This window comes from Bacillus marasmi, assembly GCF_902168435.1.
Lineage (GTDB): Bacteria > Bacillota > Bacilli > Bacillales > Cytobacillaceae > Bacillus_BU > Bacillus_BU marasmi.
In genome coordinates this window covers 31,653-49,081 of sequence record NZ_LR656180.1, presented here as the reverse complement: position 1 = coordinate 49,081, position 17,429 = coordinate 31,653, and the positions used below count along the sequence as shown (strand labels likewise).

Here is a 17,429-nt window from a genome sequence, read left to right as displayed (position 1 = left end):
TTTGACCTCACTGAGCACCGCTTTTTTCATATAAATGTCAATTGCATATGTAAACAAATTTACTATGTTGATTCCGTAATGCGGAATAAGGGTAAAACCTGAAGATCGAAAGGGAGGTAGGCCCCTTGCTAGATGTAAACAATTTTGAGTATATGAAAATTGGTCTAGCTTCACCGGATAAAATCCGTTCATGGTCATTTGGTGAGGTAAAAAAACCAGAAACGATTAACTATCGTACACTTAAACCGGAAAAAGACGGTTTATTTTGTGAACGAATCTTTGGTCCGCAAAAGGACTGGGAGTGTCATTGTGGAAAGTACAAGCGTGTTCGTTATAAAGGTGTAGTTTGTGACCGATGTGGCGTTGAAGTAACTCGTGCAAAAGTTCGCCGCGAACGGATGGGCCACATTGAATTAGCAGCACCAGTATCCCATATTTGGTATTTCAAAGGAATTCCAAGTCGCATGGGTCTTGTATTAGATATGTCTCCTCGTGCTCTAGAAGAAGTTATTTATTTCGCTTCATACGTAGTGACTGAACCTGGTGATACTGCGTTAGAAAAGAAACAGCTTCTTTCTGAAAAAGAGTACCGCACATATCGTGAGAAGTACGGAAATAAGTTTCAAGCATCGATGGGTGCAGAAGCGATTAAAAAGCTTTTATTTGATATCGACTTAGAAAAAGAAGTAGATACATTAAAAGAAGAATTAAAAACAGCACAAGGACAACGTCGTACTCGTGCAATTAAACGTCTGGAAGTACTTGAAGCATTCCGTGGTTCTGGCAACGAGCCGTCATGGATGATTTTAGATGTACTACCGGTTATTCCACCTGAATTACGCCCAATGGTACAGTTGGATGGTGGACGTTTTGCGACTTCGGACTTAAACGATTTATACCGACGTGTTATCAATCGGAACAACCGTTTAAAAAGATTGTTAGACCTTGGTGCACCAAGCATTATTGTTCAAAATGAAAAGCGTATGCTTCAAGAAGCTGTTGATGCGCTTATTGATAATGGTCGTCGTGGTCGTCCGGTAACTGGGCCAGGAAATCGTCCGTTGAAGTCTTTATCACATATGTTAAAAGGAAAGCAAGGACGTTTCCGTCAAAACCTATTAGGAAAACGTGTTGACTACTCTGGTCGTTCCGTTATCGTAGTAGGTCCGAATTTAAAAATGTATCAATGTGGCTTACCGAAAGAAATGGCTTTGGAATTATTCAAACCTTTCGTAATGAAGGAATTAGTTGAAAAAGGTCTAGCACATAACATTAAATCGGCAAAACGGAAAATCGAACGTGTGAACCCAGAAGTTTGGGATGTTTTAGAAGAAGTTATTCGTGAGCATCCGGTCCTTTTAAACCGTGCACCGACGCTTCACCGTCTGGGTATTCAAGCTTTTGAACCAACTTTGGTTGAAGGACGTGCAATTCGTCTCCATCCGCTTGTATGTACAGCATATAACGCTGACTTTGATGGTGACCAAATGGCGGTACACGTACCACTTTCGTCTGAAGCACAAGCGGAAGCGCGTTTGTTAATGCTTGCTGCACAAAATATCTTGAATCCGAAGGATGGTAAACCGGTTGTTACACCATCACAGGATATGGTATTAGGTAACTACTACTTAACAATGGAACGCGAAGGTGCCATTGGTGAGGGTATGATATTTAAAGATCGTAATGAGGCGTTAATCGCCTACCAAAATGGATATGTTCATTTGCATACAAGAGTAGCTGTCCATGCTGGCTCATTAGGAAATGTTACGTTTACAGAAGAACAAAACAATAAATTATTAATGACAACTGTTGGTAAATTAATCTTTAATGAAATTTTACCTGAATCTTTCCCGTACATTAATGAACCAACGAAGCTAAATCTTGAGGAAAAAACACCTGAAAGATACTTCGTTGAACCGGGTGCAGATGTTCGAGCGGCAATTAAAGAAATGCCATTAGTTGATCCATTTAAAAAGAAAATTCTTGGAAACATCATTGCGGAAGTATTTAAACGTTTCAAAATTACTGAAACCTCAAAAATGCTTGACCGTATGAAAGACCTTGGATTTAAACATTCAACTAAAGCGGGTATTACTGTAGGGGTAGCCGACATCGTCGTATTGGGTGAAAAGCAAGAAATTATCCATGAAGCGCAAGTAAAGGTTGATAATGTAACAAAGCAGTTTAGACGTGGTTTAATTACTGAAGATGAACGCTATGATCGTGTTATTTCAATCTGGAGTGCAGCGAAGGATACAATTCAAGCGAAACTGATGAAGTCATTGGAAAAAACTAACCCAATCTTCATGATGAGTGATTCCGGTGCCCGTGGTAACGCTTCTAACTTTACACAATTAGCAGGGATGCGTGGTTTGATGGCCAACCCGGCTGGTCGTATTATCGAATTACCGATTAAATCTAGTTTCCGTGAAGGATTAACGGTACTTGAATACTTTATTTCTACGCACGGTGCTCGTAAAGGATTGGCCGATACTGCACTTAAAACAGCTGACTCAGGTTACTTAACTCGTCGTCTTGTTGATGTTGCGCAGGATGTTATTGTCCGTGAAGATGACTGTGGTACAGATCGCGGCTTATTAATTAGCTCGCTTAAAGATGGTACTGAAGTAATTGAAGCGTTAGAAGAACGACTAATTGGTCGTTATGCACGTAAAGCGATTAAACATCCTGAAACAAATGAAGTAATTGTACCTGAAAACGGCTTGATTACTGAGGACCTAGCAGTTGAGGTATCTGAGGCAAATGTTGAACAAGTATGGATTCGTTCTGCATTTACATGTAATACTCGCCACGGTGTATGTAAAAAATGTTACGGTCGCAACTTAGCTACTGGTCAAGAAGTTGAAGTGGGCGAAGCAGTTGGTATTATTGCTGCACAATCAATCGGTGAACCAGGAACTCAGTTAACGATGCGTACATTCCATACTGGTGGGGTAGCAGGAGACGATATCACTCAAGGTTTACCGCGGATTCAAGAGCTATTTGAAGCTCGTAATCCGAAGGGGCAATCAGTTATTTCTGAAATTGAAGGTGTTGTTGTAGGTATTAATGAAGGACGGGATCGTCAGCACGAAATCGTTGTTCAAGGTGATGTTGAAAGCCGTACGTACACAGCTCCATATACAGCTCGTTTAAAGGTTGCAATTAATGATCGTGTAGACCGAGGGCAAGAGTTAACAGAGGGATCAATTGATCCTAAAGAACTATTGCGCGTTACTGATATGAAAACTGTTCAAGAATACTTACTCCGTGAAGTACAAAAGGTTTACCGTATGCAAGGGGTAGAAATTGGCGACAAACATATTGAAGTAATGGTTCGACAAATGCTTCGTAAAGTGCGAGTAGTCGATGCAGGTGAAACAAGTGTATTACCTGGAGCGCTATTAGACATTCATCAATTTACTGATGCGAATGAAAAAGCTTTACTTGCAGGAAAGCAACCAGCTACTGGTCGTCCAGTGTTACTTGGTATTACAAAAGCTTCACTTGAAACAGATTCATTCTTATCTGCAGCATCATTCCAAGAAACAACAAGAGTTCTTACGGATGCAGCAATTAAAGGTAAGCGCGATGAATTGCTCGGCTTAAAAGAAAATGTAATTATTGGTAAGTTAGTTCCAGCTGGTACTGGTATGCAACGCTATCGTCGTGCAGAACCAATTATCCAAGCTGAAACGACTGAAGATAAAGTTACAGTTGAATAAGTAAAAATAAATACTGAAAATCGCGGTACTTCGAACCGGTTATCATATCGAAGTACCGCATTTTTAATAAAAGATTTTTTTGATTGTTGACATTGTAATTTGAAGGTGTTAATATATCAAAGGTGCTCCTATTTACCTGATACTTTGGAGGATAGTAACATGTCTTATGAAAAAGTATTACAGGCAGAACACATTATTATTGGTACAAAACAAACAGTAAAAGCTCTAAAATCTGGTTCGGTCATTGAAGTAGTTGTAGCGACTGATGCTGATCTCAAAGTGGTTTCAAAAGTTGTGCAAACTGCTAAGGAAATGGAAGTTCCAATTTCTTATGTCGATTCTATGAAAAAACTCGGAAGAGCATGTAAGATAGATGTTGGAGCGGCGACTGTGGCTATTACTCGTTAAAAACTGTTTTTGTAGAAGTTATCTGCAAAAACTTTGTTTTTGCAAAAAATTGAACCACCTGGATGTGTGGGCTTACACAAAAATATGAAGGGAGGAAAAAAACATGCCTACAATTAACCAATTAGTGCGTAAACCTCGTCAATCAAAAGAGGAAAAGTCAAAATCACCAGCACTTAATAAAGGCTATAACAGCTTCAAGAAATCACAAACAAACGTATCTTCACCACAAAAACGTGGAGTATGTACTCGTGTTGGTACTATGACACCGAAAAAACCGAACTCAGCATTACGTAAATATGCCCGTGTTCGTTTAACAAACGGTATCGAGGTAACAGCTTACATTCCTGGGATTGGACACAACCTGCAAGAACACAGTGTTGTACTTATCCGTGGCGGACGTGTAAAGGACTTACCGGGGGTACGTTATCATATCGTTCGTGGAGCGCTTGATACAGCTGGTGTTAACAACCGTATGCAAGGTCGTTCTAAATACGGTACTAAGAGACCAAAAGCAGCGAAAAAATAATCAACTTAAATATTAGCTTCTTTGAAAGGAGGAAAAAACATGCCACGTAAAGGTCCAGTAGCAAAAAGAGACGTTTTACCAGATCCGATTTATAATTCAAAGCTTGTTACTCGTTTGATCAACAAAATGATGATCGACGGTAAAAGAGGTAAATCTCAAGAAATTCTTTACTCAGCGTTCGATATCATTCGTGAACGTACTGGCAAAGAGCCGATGGAAGTGTTCGAACAAGCACTTAAAAACATCATGCCAGTTCTAGAAGTAAGAGCACGCCGTGTAGGTGGTGCTAACTACCAAGTTCCAGTGGAGGTGCGTCCTGATCGTCGTACTACACTAGGTCTTCGTTGGTTAGTTAACTACGCTCGTCTTCGCGGTGAGAAAACAATGGAACAACGTTTAGCAAATGAAATCCTAGATGCAGCAAATGCAACAGGAGCATCTGTTAAGAAGCGTGAAGATACACATAAAATGGCTGAAGCAAACAAAGCGTTTGCTCACTATCGTTGGTAATCTAACCTTCAAAAAACAATACACTCATACATGGAAGGAGATAGACCAAAATGGCTAGAGAGTTCTCCTTGGAAAATACTCGTAATATCGGTATCATGGCACACATCGATGCTGGTAAAACAACCACCACTGAGCGTGTCCTTTATTACACAGGTCGTATTCATAAGATCGGTGAAACTCATGAAGGTGCATCTCAAATGGACTGGATGGAGCAAGAACAAGAACGTGGTATCACCATTACCTCTGCAGCAACAACTGCACAGTGGAAGGGCCACCGCGTAAACATCATCGACACACCAGGACACGTAGACTTCACAGTTGAAGTTGAACGTTCTCTTCGTGTACTAGATGGTGCAGTAGCAGTTCTTGATGCTCAATCTGGGGTTGAGCCACAAACTGAAACTGTTTGGCGTCAAGCTACAACTTACGGAGTTCCACGTGTTGTATTCGTTAATAAAATGGATAAAATCGGTGCGGACTTCTTATATTCAGTAAAAACAATTCATGACCGTCTTCAAGCGAATGCACATCCGATTCAATTACCAATTGGTGCTGAAGATCAATTTGAAGCAATCATTGACCTAGTGGAAATGAAAGCACACTTCTACACTAATGACCTTGGTACTGATATCCAAATTGGTGACATTCCTGAAGAATATCAAGCACAAGCTGAAGAATACCGCGAAAAATTGGTTGAAGCAGTTGCTGAGCTTGATGAAGAGTTAATGGAAAAATACCTAGGCGGAGAAGAAATCAGCATTCCTGAACTGAAAGCTGCTATCCGTAAAGGTACAACAAATGTTGAATTCTACCCAGTTATCTGTGGTTCAGCATTCAAAAACAAAGGTGTTCAATTAATGCTAGATGCTGTAATTGACTATCTTCCATCTCCGTTAGATGTACCTGCTATTAAAGGTACTCTACCAGATACTGATGAAGAAGTTGAACGTCATTCTGACGACAGCGAGCCATTCGCAGCGTTAGCATTTAAAGTAATGACTGACCCTTATGTAGGTAAATTAACATTCTTCCGTGTGTACTCTGGTACATTGCAATCAGGATCATATGTTCAAAACTCTACAAAAGGTAAACGTGAACGTATCGGCCGTATCCTGCAAATGCATGCGAACAGCCGTCAAGAGATTTCTGAAGTTTACGCAGGTGACATCGCTGCAGCTGTAGGTTTAAAAGATACTACAACTGGTGATACTTTATGTGATGATAAAGCTGCTGTAATCTTAGAATCTATGCAGTTCCCTGAACCAGTTATTCAACTTTCAGTTGAACCAAAATCTAAAGCAGACCAAGATAAAATGACAACTGCTTTACAAAAACTTCAAGAAGAAGATCCGACATTCCGTGCGCACACTGACCAGGAAACTGGACAAACAATCATCGCTGGTATGGGTGAGCTACACCTAGATATCATCGTTGACCGTATGCGCCGTGAATTCAAAGTAGAAGCTAACGTTGGTGCACCTCAGGTTGCCTACCGTGAAACTTTCCGTGCATCTGCACAAGTTGAAGGTAAGTTTGCTCGTCAGTCTGGTGGTCGCGGTCAATACGGTCACGTATGGATTGAATTCTCACCAAACGATGAGGGTAAAGGCTTCGAATTTGAAAACGGTATTGTTGGTGGTGTTGTTCCACGTGAATACATCCCAGCTGTACAAGCAGGTCTTGAGGACGCTCTTGAAAGAGGAGTACTTGCAGGATATCCATTGGTAGACATCAAAGCTAGACTATTTGATGGTTCATACCATGATGTTGACTCAAGTGAAATGGCGTTTAAAATTGCTGCTTCAATGGCACTTAAAAACGCAGCTTCTAAATGTCAACCTGTAGTTTTAGAGCCTGTTATGAGAGTTGAAGTTGTAATTCCTGAAGATTACCTTGGAGATATCATGGGTCAAATTACTGCTCGTCGCGGACGCGTTGAGGGTATGGAAGCTCGTGGTAATGCACAAGTAGTTCGCGCAATGGTTCCACTATCTGAGATGTTTGGTTATGCAACTGCATTACGTTCAAGCACTCAAGGACGTGGTGTGTTCTCAATGCACTTCGACCATTACGAAGAAGTACCTAAGTCAATCTCTGAAGAAATCATCAAAAAAAATAAAGGTGAATAATTGATTTCACCACACTTATAAAGTATAAATACTATTGTAAGCATTGGATGTATTGAAGATAGACTTGTTCTATCTTCATATACCCATATATACTTAACTATTTTTTTAAAATCAAAGGAGGATTTCCTAAAATGGCAAAAGCTAAATTCGACCGTTCTAAGCCACACGTTAACATTGGTACAATCGGACACGTTGACCATGGTAAAACAACTTTAACAGCTGCAATCACATCTGTACTTGCAAAAGTAGGTGGAGCAGAAGCTCGTGCATACGATCAAATCGATGGTGCACCTGAAGAAAGAGAACGTGGTATCACAATCTCAACTGCGCACGTAGAATATGAAACTGCAAATCGTCACTATGCACACGTTGACTGCCCAGGACATGCTGACTACGTTAAAAACATGATCACTGGTGCTGCTCAAATGGACGGCGGTATCCTTGTAGTATCTGCTGCTGACGGCCCAATGCCACAAACTCGTGAACACATCCTTCTTTCTCGTCAAGTAGGTGTACCATACCTTGTTGTATTCATGAACAAGTGTGACATGGTTGACGACGAAGAATTATTAGAATTAGTAGAAATGGAAATCCGTGATCTACTATCTGAATATGACTTCCCAGGCGATGATATCCCTGTAATCAAAGGTTCTGCTCTTAAAGCTCTTGAAGGCGAAGCAGAATGGGAAGAAAAAGTAAACGAACTTATGGCTGCTGTTGATGAGTACATCCCAACTCCAGCTCGTGATACTGAAAAGCCATTCATGATGCCAGTTGAGGACGTTTTCTCAATCACTGGTCGTGGAACTGTTGCTACAGGACGTGTTGAGCGTGGTGTAGTTAAAGTTGGTGACGTAGTTCAAATCGTAGGTTTCACTGAAGAACCAAAATCTACTACTGTAACTGGTGTAGAAATGTTCCGTAAGCTTCTTGATTATGCAGAAGCTGGAGACAACATCGGAGCTCTTCTTCGTGGGGTTGCTCGTGAAGAAATCGAACGTGGACAAGTATTAGCAAAACCAGGTTCAATCACTCCACACACTAAGTTTACTGCACAAGTTTATGTATTATCAAAAGAAGAAGGTGGACGTCATACTCCATTCTTCTCAAACTATCGTCCACAATTCTATTTCCGTACTTCTGATATTACTGGTATTTGTAACCTACCAGAAGGCGTTGAAATGGTTATGCCTGGCGACAACATCGAAATGACTGTAGAACTTATCGCTCCTGTAGCTGTTGAAGAAGGAACTAAGTTCTCAATCCGTGAAGGTGGCCGTACAGTAGGCGCTGGATCAGTTGCTAAAATCATCGAATAGTCTTTGACTATATAATAGAAGAAAGCAGATGGGTGACGACTCATCTGCTTTTTTTTATAAATTTTTCCTGATTGATTTTCATGGTTGCATTTATAGGTTGAAGTCTTTATAATAGTAAAAGTGTGCGAAACATAAAGGTGTTCAAAAAACTATTGCATTATCTTTATGGGTTCTGTATAATAGACAATGTTGGTCTTTGACTGCGATGATGCGGAAGGTTGCTGACACACCCGGCCGCTTTGCCATGGCGAGTGTGTGGGAAATTTTCGCGGAGAATGTCTATAGTAAAATAGGCGAAAAGGAGGGAAAATAATGGCAAAACAAAAAATTCGTATTCGTTTAAAGGCTTATGATCACAGAATTCTTGATCAATCTGCTGAAAAGATTGTTGAAACGGCAAAACGTTCTGGTGCAGCTGTATCTGGTCCGATTCCGCTTCCAACAGAAAAATCAATCTATACAATCTTACGTGCGGTGCATAAGTACAAAGATTCTCGTGAACAATTCGAGATGCGTACTCATAAGCGTTTAATCGATATCATTAACCCAACACCACAAACGGTTGATTCATTAATGCGTTTGGATTTACCATCAGGTGTGGACATCGAAATCAAATTATAATGAATAAATAATGAAAAAAACAGGAGGTGTGACTAATGACCAAAGGAATCTTAGGAAGAAAAATTGGTATGACTCAAGTGTTTGCTGAAAACGGAGATCTTATCCCGGTAACAGTTGTTCAAGCAGCTGGAAACGTAGTTCTTCAAGTGAAATCTGTTGAAACAGATGGTTACGAATCTATCCAATTAGGTTTTGAAGATAAACGTGAAAAGTTATCAAACAAGCCTGAAAAGGGACATGTTGCGAAAGCAAATACTGCTCCTAAGCGCTTCGTTCGTGAATTCCGCGACGTAAATTTAGGTGAGTATGAAGTTGGTCAGGAAGTCAAAGTTGATATTTTCGCAGAAGGCGAAATTGTTGATGTAACAGGAATTTCAAAGGGTAAAGGTTTCCAAGGTTCAATTAAGCGCCATGGACAATCTCGTGGACCTATGGCTCACGGTTCTCGTTATCATCGTCGCCCAGGTTCAATGGGACCAGTTGCTCCAAACCGCGTATTCAAAGGTAAAGCATTACCAGGAAGAATGGGTGGAGAGCAAATTACAGTTCAAAACCTACAGATCGTGAAGGTTGATGCTGAGCGCAACTTACTTTTAATCAAAGGTAACGTACCTGGACCTAAAAAAGCATTGCTTAAAATTAAAAGTGCGGTAAAAGCGAAGTAATTCACGTAGAAAGGAGGAAAAACAATGCCGAAAGTAGCGTTATTTAACCAAGGTGGATCACAAGTTGGTGAAATCGAACTTAATGATTCAGTATTTGGTATCGAGCCAAATAACCATGTGTTATTTGAAGCTGTAATCATGCAAAGAGCATCATTACGTCAAGGGACTCATAAAACAAAAGTACGTTCTGAAATCGCAGGCGGTGGCCGTAAGCCATGGCGTCAAAAAGGAACTGGTCGTGCACGTCAAGGTTCGATTCGTTCTCCACAATGGCGCGGTGGTGGTACAGTATTTGGACCTGTTCCACGTAGCTATAGCTATAAATTACCTAAGAAAGTTCGTCGCTTAGCGATTAAATCTGCTCTTTCTTCTAAAGTATTAGCAGAAAACATTCTTGTATTAGAAAACCTAGCTTTTGAAGCTCCAAAAACTAAAGAATTTACAAAAGTCCTAAAAGGTCTTTCTGTAGACAAAAAGGCGTTAATCGTAACAGCTGATTTAGATGAAAACGTAGCATTATCTGCTCGTAACATCCCTGGAATCACAGTTGTAACTGCTAACGGTATTAATGTTTTGGATGTTTTAAATCATGATAAATTAATCATGACTAAAGCTGCGGTTGAAAAAGTAGAGGAGGTGCTTGCATAATGGATGCGCGCGATATCATTAAGCGCCCCGTTATTACTGAAGCTTCAAGTGAAGCAATGGCTGAGAAAAAATACACTTTTGAAGTAGATGTTAGAGCTAATAAAACTCAAGTTAAAGATGCTGTACAAGAAATCTTTGGCGTAAAAGTTGAAAAAGTAAACATCATGAACTACAAAGGTAAATTCAAGCGTATGGGCAAGTTTGGTGGATACACAAACAAACGCCGTAAAGCAATCGTTAAATTAACTCAAGAAAGCAAAGAAATCGAATTCTTTGAAGTATAATAATTTCTATAACTAGAAGAGGAGGGAAAAAACATGGCGATTAAAAAGTACAAACCTACCTCTAATGGTCGTCGCGGCATGACAGTATCTGATTTCGCTGAAATCACTACTGACAAACCCGAAAAGTCTCTACTTGCTCCAGTAAAGAGAAAAGGCGGCCGTAATAACCAAGGTAAGTTAACAGTTCGTCATCAAGGTGGCGGCCATAAACGCCAATATCGTATTATCGATTTTAAGCGTGATAAAGATGGCATTCCAGGACGCGTTGCCACAGTTGAGTATGATCCAAACCGTTCTGCAAACATCGCATTAATTAATTATGTTGATGGAGAAAAGCGTTATATCTTAGCTCCAAAAAACCTAGTAGTAGGTATGGAGGTAATGAGCGGACCTGAAGCAGATATTAAAGTAGGTAATGCTCTTCCATTAACAAACATTCCAGTGGGTACAGTTATCCACAACATCGAATTAAAACCTGGTAAAGGCGGACAATTAGTTCGTTCAGCAGGTACTAGCGCACAAGTGCTTGGTAAAGAAGGTAAATACGTACTTGTTCGTTTAAATTCTGGTGAAGTTCGTATGATTCTTGCTACTTGCCGCGCATCAATCGGTCAAGTTGGTAACGAACAACACGAATTAATCAACATTGGTAAAGCAGGTCGTTCTCGTTGGTTAGGCAAACGCCCAACTGTTCGTGGATCTGTAATGAACCCTAATGACCATCCACACGGTGGTGGTGAAGGACGTTCACCTATCGGACGTAAATCACCAATGTCTCCATGGGGTAAACCAACTCTTGGATTCAAAACTCGTAAGAAGAAAAACAAATCAGATAAATTTATCGTACGTCGTCGTAAAAAATAACGGGATTGAACTACGGTTTGTAAAACGAACCGTAGAACAGTCACGAAGGGAGGTTCCGCTATGGGTCGCAGCTTGAAAAAAGGACCTTTTGTTGATGAGCATTTAATCACAAAGATCGAAAAGTTAAACGAAACTGAAGGCAAACAAGTAGTAAAAACTTGGTCTCGTCGTTCTACGATCTTCCCACAATTCATCGGACACACAATCGCTGTTTATGATGGTCGTAAACATGTTCCTGTATATGTTACTGAAGACATGGTAGGACACAAGCTTGGAGAATTCGCTCCAACACGTACTTACAAAGGCCATGCTAGTGATGATAAGAAAACAAGACGTTAATGAGAGGAGGGCATTCTGATGCAAGCTAAAGCTGTCGCAAGAACAGTTCGTATTGCTCCTCGTAAAGCTCGTTTAGTCGTAGATTTAATTCGAGGTAAGCAAGTAGGTGAGGCAGTAGCGATTTTAAAATTAACTCCAAAAGCTGCTTCTCCAATCGTTGAGAAAGTATTAAAATCTGCTATGGCAAATGCTGAGCACAACTACGAAATGGATATTAATAGCCTAGTTGTTGAGCAAGCATATGTAAACGAAGGACCAACATTAAAACGTTTCCGTCCACGTGCACAAGGCCGTGCAAGCCAAATTAACAAACGTACTAGCCATATTACAATCGTGCTATCAGAAAAGAAGGAGGGATAATCAGTGGGTCAAAAAGTAAATCCAGTCGGTTTGTGTGTCGGGATCATCCGTGATTGGGAATCTAAATGGTACGCAGGCAAAGACTATGCTGATCTTTTGCACGAAGACCTTAAAGTTCGTGAATACATCACGAAACGTTTAAAGGATGCATCAGTTTCTAAAGTAGAAATTGAACGTGCTGCTAATCGCTTAAATATTACAGTCCACACAGCTAAGCCTGGTATGGTTATCGGTAAAGGTGGTACCGAAGTTGAAGCACTTCGTAAAGCCCTTAACTCACTTACTGGCAAGCGTGTTCATATCAATATCCTTGAAATCAAAAGAGCGGATCTTGATTCTAAATTGGTTGCAGAAAATATTGCTCGTCAATTAGAAAACCGCGTATCATTCCGTCGTGCACAAAAGCAAGCTATTCAACGTGCAATGCGCGCTGGTGCTAAAGGAATCAAAACAATGGTATCCGGTCGTTTAGGCGGTGCTGACATCGCTCGTTCAGAACACTATAGTGAAGGTACAGTTCCACTTCATACTCTTCGCGCCGATATCGACTATGCTACTGCTGAAGCAGATACTACTTACGGTAAACTTGGCGTAAAAGTTTGGATCTATCGTGGAGAAGTCCTTCCTACTAAGAAGAAAACTGAGGAAGGAGGCAAATAATATGTTATTGCCAAAACGCGTTAAGTATCGTCGTGAACATCGCGGAAAAATGCGCGGAAATGCTAAAGGTGGTACCGAAGTAGCTTTTGGTGAATTCGGCCTTCAAGCTACTGAAGCATCTTGGATCACTAACCGCCAAATCGAAGCGGCACGTATTGCGATGACTCGTTACATGAAACGTGGCGGTAAAGTTTGGATTAAAATTTTCCCGCATAAGCCATATACTGCTAAGCCTCTAGAAGTACGGATGGGTTCCGGTAAAGGTGCTCCTGAAGGATGGGTTGCAGTTGTTAAGCCAGGTAAAGTAATGTTCGAAATCGCTGGTGTATCTGAAGAGATCGCTCGTGAAGCATTACGCCTTGCATCACACAAGCTTCCAGTTAAATGTAAGTTTGTAAAACGAGAAGAAATTGGTGGTGAATCTAATGAAAGCTAATGAAATTCGTGATCTAACCACTGCCGAAATAGAACAAAAAGTGAAATCTTTAAAAGAAGAGCTTTTCAACCTTCGCTTTCAATTAGCGACTGGACAACTTGAAAATACAGCTCGCATTCGTGAAGTACGCAAAGCGATTGCTCGCATGAAAACTGTAATTCGTGAAAGAGAAATCGGCGTTAACAATCGATAATTGAGAGGAGGTTCGCCCTGATGAGTGAACGTAATCAACGCAAAGTTTACACTGGACGCGTTGTTTCTGACAAAATGGATAAAACCGTTACAGTTCTTGTCGAAACATACAAAAAGCATCCTCTTTATGGTAAGCGCGTGAAATACTCTAAGAAGTTTAAAGCACATGATGAGCAAAATGTTGCTAAAATCGGCGACATCGTTCGTATCATGGAAACTCGTCCACTTTCTGCAACAAAGCGCTTCCGTCTTGTTGATGTGGTAGAAAAAGCAGTTATTATTTAATTGTTCGGATTAAGGTTTATTCCGAAGGGAGGTTACACGCATGATCCAACAGGAAACTCGTTTAAAAGTTGCTGACAACTCAGGTGCTCGTGAAGTACTTACTATTAAAGTCCTTGGCGGTTCCGGCCGTAAAACAGCTAATATCGGTGATGTTATTGTTTGTACTGTGAAACAAGCAACACCAGGTGGCGTTGTTAAAAAAGGTGATGTTGTTAAAGCTGTTGTTGTACGTACAAAGAGTGGTGCTCGTCGTAATGACGGTACTTACATTCGTTTCGATGAAAACGCATGTGTGATTATCAAAGATGATAAGAGTCCTCGTGGTACTCGTATCTTTGGACCAGTTGCACGTGAATTACGTGACAATAACTTTATGAAAATTGTTTCTCTAGCTCCAGAAGTATTATAATTGAAATTCAAATTGGCCTTTAAGGAGGTGCGCACAGATGCATGTGAAAAAAGGTGACAAAGTTATGGTCATCTCTGGTAAGGATAAAGGCAAAACGGGTGTGATTTTAGCGGCTTTTCCAAAACAAAGTCGTGTACTAGTAGAAGGTGTTAACATCGTTAAAAAACACGCTAAACCTTCTCAAATTAACCCGCAAGGCGGAATCATTAGCCAAGAGGCACCTATTCATGTATCAAACGTTATGCCTATCGACCCTAAAACAGGTACACCAACTCGTGTAGGTTATAAAACGGTTGACGGCAAAAAAGTACGTGTAGCAGTAAAATCCGGTGAAGTTCTTGATAAATAGTCTATAAATGAAGGGAGGTACACTAAATGAACCGCCTAAAAGAAAAATTTGTAAGCGAAATTAGTCCTGCTCTAGTGAGCAAGTTCAACTATAAATCCGTAATGCAAGTACCAAAGCTTGATAAAATCGTAATCAACATGGGTGTTGGTGATGCTGTTGCAAACGCAAAAGCACTTGATAGCGCAGTAGAAGAATTAACACAAATTACTGGTCAAAAACCTGTAGTAACTCGTGCGAAAAAATCTATCGCTGGTTTCCGTCTTCGTGAAGGAATGCCGATCGGTGCAAAAGTTACACTTCGTGGAGAGCGTATGTACGAATTTCTTGATAAATTAGTATCAGTTTCTCTTCCACGTGTACGTGACTTCCGCGGTGTTTCTAAAAAGGCTTTTGATGGCCGTGGAAACTACACATTAGGTGTAAAAGAACAGCTTATCTTCCCTGAAATTGATTACGATAAAGTAAGCAAAGTACGTGGTATGGATATCGTTATCGTAACGACGGCAAACACTGACGAAGAAGCTCGTGAGCTTTTAGTTCAGTTCGGAATGCCATTCCAAAAGTAATCTCTAAATAAGGGAGGCGAAATCGTGGCTAAAAAATCAATGATTGCGAAACAAAAACGCACGCCTAAACACAAAGTACAAGAGTACACACGCTGCGAACGTTGTGGACGTCCACACTCTGTATACCGTAAATTTAAGCTTTGCCGTATTTGTTTCCGTGAATTAGCATACAAAGGACAAATTCCTGGTGTCAAAAAAGCTAGCTGGTAAAACTCGAAGTTGGGAAGGAGGTAAAATCAAATGGTCATGACAGATCCAATTGCAGATATGCTTACTCGCATTCGTAATGCGAATATGGTACGTCACGAGAAATTAGAAGTTCCTGCTTCTAATATCAAAAAAGAAATCGCTGAAATTTTAAAGCGCGAAGGTTTCGTACGTGATGTTGAATATATCGAAGATAACAAACAAGGTATCATCCGTATTTTCTTGAAGTACGGTTCAAACAATGAGCGTGTTATCACTGGTCTTAAAAGAATCAGTAAGCCTGGTCTTCGTGTTTATGCAAAATCAACTGAAGTACCTCGCGTACTTAACGGCTTAGGAGTCGCTCTTGTTTCAACTTCTCAAGGTGTTGTAACTGATAAAGAAGCTCGTGCTAAACAAGTTGGCGGAGAAATTCTAGCATATATTTGGTAATTAAGTTTTTAATGAATGGAGGTGCACCAAATGTCTCGCGTAGGTAAAAAACCAATCGAAATTCCTGCAGGCGTTACTGTTACTGCTAACAATGGCCACGTAACAGTAAAGGGTCCTAAAGGTGAATTATCTCGTACGTTTAATCCTGATATTACTATTAGCATTGAAGAGAACGTTATTAACGTATCTCGTCCATCTGACGTGAAAGAACACCGCGCATTGCACGGTACTACTCGCGCAGTAATCGCTAATATGGTTGAGGGAGTTTCAAAAGGATTCGAAAGAAACCTTGAATTAATCGGGGTTGGATACCGTGCTCAAAAGCAAGGTAAAAAACTAGTTCTTAACGTTGGTTACTCTCACCCAGTTGAGATCGAGCCAGAAGAAGGGCTTGAAATCGAAGTACCAGCAAACACTAAGATCTCTGTTAAAGGTGCAGATAAAGAACGTGTCGGCGCTTTAGCAGCTAACATTCGTGGAGTTCGTCCACCAGAGCCATATAAAGGCAAAGGAATTCGTTACGAAGGTGAATTCGTGCGTCGTAAAGAAGGTAAAACAGGTAAGTAAAGTCTGCTCTTAAGCAAACGAAAGGAGTGACGTAAATGATTACGAAGCTTGATAAAAACGCTACTCGCAAGAAAAGACATGCTCGTGTTCGTGCGAAACTTAGCGGTACTGCTGCTCGTCCACGTTTAAATGTGTTCCGTTCAAACAAACATATTTATGCGCAGATTATCGATGACGTTAATGGAGTTACTTTAGCAAGTGCTTCTACAATGGAAAAAGACTTCGGTTTAGAATCAACTGGAAACCTTGAAGCAGCGCAAAAGATCGGTGAATTAGTTGCTAAACGTGCTGTTGAAAAAGGAATCACTTCTATTGTATTCGACCGTGGCGGATACCTCTATCATGGACGCGTTAAAGCATTAGCTGATGCTGCACGTGAAAACGGCTTAGAATTTTAATAGACAAAGGAGGGAAAAAAACAGATGCGTCGTATTGATCCAAACAAACTTGAACTTGAAGAGCGCGTAGTTACGGTTAACCGTGTTGCGAAAGTTGTTAAAGGTGGACGTCGTTTCCGTTTCTCTGCACTAGTAGTTGTTGGAGATAAAAACGGTAATGTTGGTTTCGGTACTGGTAAAGCTCAAGAAGTACCTGATGCTATTCGTAAAGCAATTGAAGATGCTAAGAAAAATCTTATTGAAGTACCAATGGTGGGCACAACTATTCCACATCAAGTAATCGGACATTTTGGTGCTGGTGAAATCCTATTAAAACCTGCTGCTGAAGGTTGTGGAGTTATCGCTGGTGGTCCTGTTCGTGCTGTACTTGAATTAGCAGGTGTTGCTGATATCCTTTCTAAATCATTAGGAACAAACACACCAATTAACATGGTTCGTGCTACAATCGATGGCTTAAAACAATTAAAACGTGCTGAGGAAGTAGCGAAGTTACGCGGAAAATCAGTAGAAGAACTGTTAGGATAAGGGAG

General features: G+C 40.6%; 25 protein-coding genes. All 25 read left to right on the top strand.

Annotation, left to right across the window (positions count from 1 at the left end):
- Positions 1–125: 125 nt before the first annotated feature.
- On the top strand, positions 126–3,725 hold the full coding sequence (gene rpoC / locus FXW34_RS19315) for a DNA-directed RNA polymerase subunit beta' (RefSeq protein WP_147535693.1): 3,600 nt from the start codon (positions 126–128) through the stop codon (positions 3,723–3,725).
- A gap of 159 nt (positions 3,726–3,884) precedes the next feature.
- Positions 3,885–4,133: a 50S ribosomal protein L7ae-like protein gene (locus FXW34_RS19310; protein ID WP_147535692.1), complete on the top strand. Its 249-nt coding sequence runs from the start codon at positions 3,885–3,887 to the stop codon at positions 4,131–4,133.
- A gap of 103 nt (positions 4,134–4,236) precedes the next feature.
- Positions 4,237–4,659, top strand: coding sequence for a 30S ribosomal protein S12 (rpsL, locus tag FXW34_RS19305; RefSeq protein WP_026565517.1), 423 nt, complete (start codon positions 4,237–4,239; stop codon positions 4,657–4,659).
- Positions 4,660–4,698: 39 nt separating this feature from the next.
- A complete protein-coding gene (rpsG, locus tag FXW34_RS19300; protein WP_147535691.1) occupies positions 4,699–5,169 on the top strand; it encodes a 30S ribosomal protein S7 in 471 nt (156 codons plus the stop codon).
- Positions 5,170–5,219: 50 nt separating this feature from the next.
- Positions 5,220–7,298 carry an elongation factor G gene (gene fusA / locus FXW34_RS19295; RefSeq protein WP_147535690.1) on the top strand — a complete coding sequence of 693 codons (2,079 nt, stop codon included), beginning with the start codon at positions 5,220–5,222 and terminating at the stop codon, positions 7,296–7,298.
- Positions 7,299–7,429: 131 nt separating this feature from the next.
- On the top strand, positions 7,430–8,617 hold the full coding sequence (gene tuf / locus FXW34_RS19290) for an elongation factor Tu (protein ID WP_147535689.1): 1,188 nt from the start codon (positions 7,430–7,432) through the stop codon (positions 8,615–8,617).
- A gap of 312 nt (positions 8,618–8,929) precedes the next feature.
- Positions 8,930–9,238, top strand: coding sequence for a 30S ribosomal protein S10 (rpsJ, locus tag FXW34_RS19285; RefSeq protein ID WP_009791329.1), 309 nt, complete (start codon positions 8,930–8,932; stop codon positions 9,236–9,238).
- A gap of 35 nt (positions 9,239–9,273) precedes the next feature.
- Positions 9,274–9,903, top strand: coding sequence for a 50S ribosomal protein L3 (gene rplC / locus FXW34_RS19280; RefSeq protein ID WP_147535688.1), 630 nt, complete (start codon positions 9,274–9,276; stop codon positions 9,901–9,903).
- Positions 9,904–9,927: 24 nt separating this feature from the next.
- Positions 9,928–10,551 carry a 50S ribosomal protein L4 gene (rplD, locus tag FXW34_RS19275; protein WP_147535687.1) on the top strand — a complete coding sequence of 208 codons (624 nt, stop codon included), beginning with the start codon at positions 9,928–9,930 and terminating at the stop codon, positions 10,549–10,551.
- Positions 10,551–10,835, top strand: coding sequence for a 50S ribosomal protein L23 (gene rplW, locus FXW34_RS19270; protein WP_147535686.1), 285 nt, complete (start codon positions 10,551–10,553; stop codon positions 10,833–10,835). Before rplD ends, rplW begins: the two co-directional genes overlap by 1 nt.
- A gap of 33 nt (positions 10,836–10,868) precedes the next feature.
- The gene (gene rplB, locus FXW34_RS19265; RefSeq protein ID WP_147535685.1) at positions 10,869–11,699 is read left to right on the top strand and encodes a 50S ribosomal protein L2; all 831 of its coding nucleotides are present in this window, start codon (positions 10,869–10,871) and stop codon (positions 11,697–11,699) included.
- Between the two features lie 60 nt (positions 11,700–11,759).
- A complete protein-coding gene (gene rpsS, locus FXW34_RS19260; protein WP_147535684.1) occupies positions 11,760–12,038 on the top strand; it encodes a 30S ribosomal protein S19 in 279 nt (92 codons plus the stop codon).
- Between the two features lie 18 nt (positions 12,039–12,056).
- On the top strand, positions 12,057–12,398 hold the full coding sequence (gene rplV / locus FXW34_RS19255) for a 50S ribosomal protein L22 (protein ID WP_147535683.1): 342 nt from the start codon (positions 12,057–12,059) through the stop codon (positions 12,396–12,398).
- Positions 12,399–12,401: 3 nt separating this feature from the next.
- Entirely contained in the window at positions 12,402–13,058 is a 657-nt protein-coding gene (rpsC, locus tag FXW34_RS19250) for a 30S ribosomal protein S3 (protein ID WP_147535682.1), read from the top strand.
- Between the two features lies 1 nt (position 13,059).
- A complete protein-coding gene (rplP, locus tag FXW34_RS19245; RefSeq protein ID WP_147535681.1) occupies positions 13,060–13,494 on the top strand; it encodes a 50S ribosomal protein L16 in 435 nt (144 codons plus the stop codon).
- Positions 13,484–13,687, top strand: coding sequence for a 50S ribosomal protein L29 (rpmC, locus tag FXW34_RS19240; protein ID WP_003351417.1), 204 nt, complete (start codon positions 13,484–13,486; stop codon positions 13,685–13,687). Before rplP ends, rpmC begins: the two co-directional genes overlap by 11 nt.
- A 20-nt stretch (positions 13,688–13,707) precedes the next feature.
- Positions 13,708–13,971: a 30S ribosomal protein S17 gene (gene rpsQ / locus FXW34_RS19235; protein WP_147535680.1), complete on the top strand. Its 264-nt coding sequence runs from the start codon at positions 13,708–13,710 to the stop codon at positions 13,969–13,971.
- Positions 13,972–14,011: 40 nt separating this feature from the next.
- Positions 14,012–14,380 carry a 50S ribosomal protein L14 gene (gene rplN, locus FXW34_RS19230; protein ID WP_147535679.1) on the top strand — a complete coding sequence of 123 codons (369 nt, stop codon included), beginning with the start codon at positions 14,012–14,014 and terminating at the stop codon, positions 14,378–14,380.
- A gap of 37 nt (positions 14,381–14,417) precedes the next feature.
- The gene (gene rplX, locus FXW34_RS19225) at positions 14,418–14,729 is read left to right on the top strand and encodes a 50S ribosomal protein L24 (protein ID WP_147535678.1); all 312 of its coding nucleotides are present in this window, start codon (positions 14,418–14,420) and stop codon (positions 14,727–14,729) included.
- Positions 14,730–14,755: 26 nt separating this feature from the next.
- Complete coding sequence (gene rplE / locus FXW34_RS19220) at positions 14,756–15,295, top strand: 50S ribosomal protein L5 (protein ID WP_147535677.1); 540 nt, start codon at positions 14,756–14,758, stop codon at positions 15,293–15,295.
- A gap of 24 nt (positions 15,296–15,319) precedes the next feature.
- The gene (gene rpsN, locus FXW34_RS19215; protein ID WP_009336593.1) at positions 15,320–15,505 is read left to right on the top strand and encodes a 30S ribosomal protein S14; all 186 of its coding nucleotides are present in this window, start codon (positions 15,320–15,322) and stop codon (positions 15,503–15,505) included.
- Between the two features lie 30 nt (positions 15,506–15,535).
- Positions 15,536–15,934 carry a 30S ribosomal protein S8 gene (gene rpsH / locus FXW34_RS19210; protein ID WP_147535676.1) on the top strand — a complete coding sequence of 133 codons (399 nt, stop codon included), beginning with the start codon at positions 15,536–15,538 and terminating at the stop codon, positions 15,932–15,934.
- A gap of 30 nt (positions 15,935–15,964) precedes the next feature.
- Positions 15,965–16,501 carry a 50S ribosomal protein L6 gene (gene rplF, locus FXW34_RS19205; protein WP_147535675.1) on the top strand — a complete coding sequence of 179 codons (537 nt, stop codon included), beginning with the start codon at positions 15,965–15,967 and terminating at the stop codon, positions 16,499–16,501.
- A gap of 35 nt (positions 16,502–16,536) precedes the next feature.
- On the top strand, positions 16,537–16,899 hold the full coding sequence (gene rplR / locus FXW34_RS19200) for a 50S ribosomal protein L18 (protein WP_147535674.1): 363 nt from the start codon (positions 16,537–16,539) through the stop codon (positions 16,897–16,899).
- Between the two features lie 24 nt (positions 16,900–16,923).
- Positions 16,924–17,424: a 30S ribosomal protein S5 gene (gene rpsE / locus FXW34_RS19195; protein ID WP_147535673.1), complete on the top strand. Its 501-nt coding sequence runs from the start codon at positions 16,924–16,926 to the stop codon at positions 17,422–17,424.
- Positions 17,425–17,429 lie beyond the last annotated feature (5 nt).

Coding starts and splice junctions, on each gene's coding strand:
- FXW34_RS19310 (WP_147535692.1), top strand. CDS start 3,885: ATGTCTTATGAAAAAGTATTACAGGCAGAACACATTATTATTGGTACA.
- rpsL (WP_026565517.1), top strand. CDS start 4,237: ATGCCTACAATTAACCAATTAGTGCGTAAACCTCGTCAATCAAAAGAG.
- rpsG (WP_147535691.1), top strand. CDS start 4,699: ATGCCACGTAAAGGTCCAGTAGCAAAAAGAGACGTTTTACCAGATCCG.
- fusA (WP_147535690.1), top strand. CDS start 5,220: ATGGCTAGAGAGTTCTCCTTGGAAAATACTCGTAATATCGGTATCATG.
- tuf (WP_147535689.1), top strand. CDS start 7,430: ATGGCAAAAGCTAAATTCGACCGTTCTAAGCCACACGTTAACATTGGT.
- rpsJ (WP_009791329.1), top strand. CDS start 8,930: ATGGCAAAACAAAAAATTCGTATTCGTTTAAAGGCTTATGATCACAGA.
- rplC (WP_147535688.1), top strand. CDS start 9,274: ATGACCAAAGGAATCTTAGGAAGAAAAATTGGTATGACTCAAGTGTTT.
- rplD (WP_147535687.1), top strand. CDS start 9,928: ATGCCGAAAGTAGCGTTATTTAACCAAGGTGGATCACAAGTTGGTGAA.
- rplW (WP_147535686.1), top strand. CDS start 10,551: ATGGATGCGCGCGATATCATTAAGCGCCCCGTTATTACTGAAGCTTCA.
- rplB (WP_147535685.1), top strand. CDS start 10,869: ATGGCGATTAAAAAGTACAAACCTACCTCTAATGGTCGTCGCGGCATG.
- rpsS (WP_147535684.1), top strand. CDS start 11,760: ATGGGTCGCAGCTTGAAAAAAGGACCTTTTGTTGATGAGCATTTAATC.
- rplV (WP_147535683.1), top strand. CDS start 12,057: ATGCAAGCTAAAGCTGTCGCAAGAACAGTTCGTATTGCTCCTCGTAAA.
- rplP (WP_147535681.1), top strand. CDS start 13,060: ATGTTATTGCCAAAACGCGTTAAGTATCGTCGTGAACATCGCGGAAAA.
- rpmC (WP_003351417.1), top strand. CDS start 13,484: ATGAAAGCTAATGAAATTCGTGATCTAACCACTGCCGAAATAGAACAA.
- rpsQ (WP_147535680.1), top strand. CDS start 13,708: ATGAGTGAACGTAATCAACGCAAAGTTTACACTGGACGCGTTGTTTCT.
- rplN (WP_147535679.1), top strand. CDS start 14,012: ATGATCCAACAGGAAACTCGTTTAAAAGTTGCTGACAACTCAGGTGCT.
- rplX (WP_147535678.1), top strand. CDS start 14,418: ATGCATGTGAAAAAAGGTGACAAAGTTATGGTCATCTCTGGTAAGGAT.
- rplE (WP_147535677.1), top strand. CDS start 14,756: ATGAACCGCCTAAAAGAAAAATTTGTAAGCGAAATTAGTCCTGCTCTA.
- rpsH (WP_147535676.1), top strand. CDS start 15,536: ATGGTCATGACAGATCCAATTGCAGATATGCTTACTCGCATTCGTAAT.
- rplF (WP_147535675.1), top strand. CDS start 15,965: ATGTCTCGCGTAGGTAAAAAACCAATCGAAATTCCTGCAGGCGTTACT.
- rplR (WP_147535674.1), top strand. CDS start 16,537: ATGATTACGAAGCTTGATAAAAACGCTACTCGCAAGAAAAGACATGCT.
- rpsE (WP_147535673.1), top strand. CDS start 16,924: ATGCGTCGTATTGATCCAAACAAACTTGAACTTGAAGAGCGCGTAGTT.